2 protein-coding genes and 2 pseudogenes are annotated in these 3,903 nt (G+C 69.2%); 2 read left to right on the top strand and 2 right to left on the bottom strand.

The window, feature by feature from the left end:
- Positions 1-924, top strand: a pseudogene (locus BN903_RS05475) (DEAD/DEAH box helicase); the annotation flags it as partial.
- A gap of 30 nt (positions 925-954) precedes the next feature.
- Here the strand turns inward: BN903_RS05475 and BN903_RS05470 are convergent.
- Complete coding sequence (locus BN903_RS05470; RefSeq protein ID WP_048076730.1) at positions 955-2,016, bottom strand: phytoene/squalene synthase family protein; 1,062 nt, start codon at positions 2,014-2,016, stop codon at positions 955-957.
- A 177-nt stretch (positions 2,017-2,193) separates the two neighbouring features.
- On the opposite strand from BN903_RS05470, the gene BN903_RS05465 reads away from it, so the two are divergent.
- Positions 2,194-3,339 (top strand): acyl-CoA dehydrogenase family protein, encoded by a 1,146-nt coding sequence (locus tag BN903_RS05465; protein WP_048076729.1) that lies wholly within the window; start codon positions 2,194-2,196, stop codon positions 3,337-3,339.
- 16 nt (positions 3,340-3,355) lie between these two features.
- On the opposite strand, the pseudogene BN903_RS17240 reads toward BN903_RS05465, so the two are convergent.
- Positions 3,356-3,903 (bottom strand): annotated as a pseudogene (locus BN903_RS17240) (hypothetical protein); the annotation flags it as partial.

Raw genomic sequence — 3,903 nt, 5'->3', positions numbered from 1 at the left:
CGCTCGCGGCCGGCGTCAACGTCCCCGCGCGGCGCGTCGTCGTCCGCGACCAGCGACGGTACGGCGAGGGCGGCATGGAGTGGATTCCGACGCTCGAAGTCCACCAGATGTGCGGCCGGGCGGGGCGTCCGGGGCTCGACCCGCACGGCGAGGCCGTCCTCGTCGCCGACGCCGACACGCGCGAGGAAGTTCACGAGCGGTACGTCGAGGGCGAACCCGAGGCGGTCGAGTCGCAGTTGGCCGACCCGAGGGGCGCTCCGAACCCACGTCCTCGCGGCGATCGCCACCGGGTTCGCGGGGACCGAGACCGAGATACTCGACGTCTTCGAGGGGACGTTCTACGCGCGGGAGACGGGTGCCGGCGGCCTCGCCGACGCGGTCGCCGTCGCAGTCGACGACCTCGTTGCCGCCGGGATGGTCGTCAGGGAGACCGGCGGCGTCGAGGACTACCGCCTCGTCGCGACGGCGGTCGGCGAGACCACCTCGAAGCAGTACGTTCGGCCCGAGACGGGCGAGCGGATCGTCGCCGGGCTCCGCGCGGCGGCCGATCTGGCAGACACGACGACGCTCACCGCCTTCGAGGTGATCTGCGACACGCCGGACATGCAGGACACCTACCTCGGAAACGCCGAGCGCGCCGACGTCTATCGGTTCGCGCGGCGCAACGCCGCCCATCTGACGACGGACATGACGGAGCCGGACGACTTCGAGGGGTGGCTGGAGTCGGTGAAGACGGCGCGAATCTTAGACGAGTGGATCGGCGGCGCGACCGTCGAGGATCTGGTCGAGCGCTACCGGATCGGTCCCGGGGACCTCGACTCGCGGGTCGAGCGCGCGGAGTGGCTGCTGAGCGCCGCCGAGGCGCTCGGGGAGACGATCGGCGTGCGCGTTCCCGCGGTGTCACGGGCGCGGTCGCGGCTGTGAGAAAGCGGTTGGGGTGTCCGAACCGTGCGCTCAGTCCGCCGACCCGACCGCCCGATGGAACGGGGTCCGGGCGATCGTCTGCCGCAGCTCCGCCAGCGAGTCGCGGCCGACGTCGCTCGCGGCCGACATCACCGCGAACACTTCCTGTCTGGACACCTTCACGCCGGTCTCGGTGAGCGCGTCTTCGGGGCGCGAGTTGATCTCTCGGAGGGTGCCGACCGCGAGCAGGTACGGGACGGTCCACGCCTCCATCGTGTTCCCGTTCGAGAGCGGCATCGTCTCTAAGTACGCCTGCGCGTCGTCGAGGAACGAGCGGGCGTAGTCGGCGGTCCGGTCGACGACGCGCGCGGACGACTCGCGGTTCTCCGGGTGGACGACCCGCTCCTGTTCGACGCCCTCCGCTTCGAGCCACTCGGCGGGGAGGTAGACGTTGTTCTCTTCCGTGTAGTCGTCGTAGACGTCCTTCGAGACGTTCACGAGCTGTAAGAGGAGGCCGAACTCCTCGGCGGTCTCGCGCAGCCGGTCGGCGCGCTCCTCGGCGACGTCGCCGCGCGTGAGCAGGTTCGTGATGAGGTTGCCGACCGTCCCGGCCGCGTAGTAGCAGTACTGCTCTAACTCGTCGCGGTCGTCGATGCGGAGCCCGCCCTCGGTGGCGTGGCGGTCGACGAACATCGCCATCCCGTCGACCATCTCCAGCACCGGCGGAACGATGGCCTCCTGGGCCTCCGGATCGAGCTCCGCGAACGTGGCGGCGATCGTCGGTGCCTCCGCGACGACGGTCCAGTCGTCGTCCAATTCCGCGGGCAGCCACTCGTCGACCGCCTCGCGGAACGCCGCGATGTCGGTCTCGTCGTCCGGGTCGATCGCTCGTCGGTACGTCCGCAGCACGTCGCTCTGGGCTTCCGGCGGGATGTGACCGGCGTCCTCGACGGTGTCGGCGACCCGACAGAGGAGGTAACCGACACAGATCTGCGAGGCCATCGGCTCCTCTAGCACGTCGACGGTCAGCGCGAAGGTCCGCGAGACCCCTTGGACCGCCTCGTGACACCACGCGAGGTCGGCCTCGCCGGGGCCGTGTTCTCGTCCGCTCATTCAGTTGCCAGTCCTTACGGCACAACGCATAAAAAGCCTCGTGGAACGGCGGCCGGCCGTCCCTCGTCTCCCGGAACCGCGAAATCGAACGACGACGCCGTCGCTTGCGCCGTCGAACCGGCGGCCCGTGTACAATCGTGTGGAAACGGCTAAGTCGGCCCAGTCGAAGGGGAGACCATGAAGTTCACGCTCACCGAAGAGCAGCGTCAGATCCGCGACACCGTCGCGGAGTTCGTCGACGAGGAGGTCGTGCCGCGGGCGGCCAAGATCGACGAGACGGACGAGTTCCCGGCCGACCTGATAGACGAGATGGCCGACCTCGGGCTCATGGGAATGCCGTTCCCGGTCGAGTACGAGGGCGCGGGGCTCGACTACCACAGCTACGCGATCGGACTCGAAGAGATATCTCGCGGCTCCGGCGGACTCGGGACGGTCGTCGCGGCCCACACGTCGCTCGCGGGCAACATGCTCTACGAGTTCGGCGACGAGGCGCAAAAGGAGGAGTACCTCACCGCCCTGAACACCGCCGAGGACATCGGCGCGTTCGCGCTCTCGGAGGCCGAGGCCGGCTCGGACGTGCCCGCCATGTCGACGGCCGCGGAGCGCGACGGCGACGGCTACCTCGTCAACGGCGGCAAGCTCTGGATCTCCAACGGCTCCGTCGCGGACACCGTCACGCTGTTCGCGAAGACCGATCCCGATGCCGGCCGGAAGGGCATCTCGTCGTTCGTCGTGCGTCCCGAGGAGGACGACGGGTTCGTCGTCGAGGGCACGGAGGACAAGCTCGGCGACAAGGGGTGTCCGACCGCCGAGCTTCGGTTCGACGACATGTGGATCCCCGAGGATCGGCTACTCGGCGAGGAGGGCGAGGGGTTCGTCCACGCGCTGAAGACGCTCAACGGCGGCCGGATCACGATCGCGGCCCGGTCGGTCGGGATCGCGCGCGCCGCGCTCGACGAGGCGGCGTCCTACGCGCAACAGCGCGAGCAGTTCGACCGGCCGATCTCCGACTTTCAGGCGATCCAGCACAAGCTCGCGGACATGGACACGAAGGCCCGCGCCGCGGAGCTGCTGATGCACGAGGCGGCCGACCTGAAGATGCGCGACGGCGACTACATCAAGGAGGCCGCGCAGGCGAAGCTGTACGCTTCGGAGATCGCCCGCGAGGTCGCCAACGAGGGGATCCAGATCCACGGCGGCTACGGCTACACCAAGGACTTCCCCGCCGAGCGGTTCTACCGCGACGCGAAGCTATCGGAGATCTACGAGGGGACGAGCGAAGTGCTACGGAACACGATCGCTCAACAGCTGCTCGACGAGTAGTGCCGGTGCGGACGGATCACTCTGGCCGCTCGTCGGCGTCGGTCTCTTCTATCTCGTCCGTGCCACCTTTTCGGTCGGCGTTTTCGGACTCTCTGTTACCGTCTTCGGACTCTCTGTCATCGTTCTCTGTACCACGATCGGGACCGAACGGGACGTCCGCGTCGGAGGCGCGCTGGTCGACGGCGTAGTCGCCCGTGTCGACTCGCTCCGCCGGCTCCGAGTAGTCGCGGTCGCCCGGCGAGAAGTCCGGGCGGACGACGCCGTCGTCCGGAATATCCGCCGCCTCGTCGGCGGGCTCGTCGGCGGCTCTGCGGTCCGCGGCGGTGTCGTCGGATTCCGAACCATCATCGGTCGGTGCGCCGGAACCGGTCTCGCCCGATATCGGACCCGTGGCGGGTCCCGTCTCAGTAGTGGACTCCGCCCCCGCGGCGGGCCCCGTTTCTTCCGCCGCGTCCGCTTCCCCGTCGACGTCGTCGCCCTCGTCGACCCACTCGAAACGGTCTTTCCCGCCCGCGCGCCGCTCCGCGACGGCGGTCGCGAAGGCGGTCGGTGAGCGTCTCCTTC

The organism is Halorubrum sp. AJ67, from assembly GCF_000513435.1.
Note: the sequence above shows the minus strand (reverse complement) of the source record. Positions and strands in the feature narration are given on the sequence as shown.

Excerpts from the sequence above, each read along its gene's own strand:
- BN903_RS05465 (WP_048076729.1), top strand. The coding sequence starts at position 2,194 with ATGAAGTTCACGCTCACCGAAGAGCAGCGTCAGATCCGCGACACCGTC.
- BN903_RS05470 (WP_048076730.1), bottom strand. The coding sequence starts at position 2,016 with ATGAGCGGACGAGAACACGGCCCCGGCGAGGCCGACCTCGCGTGGTGT.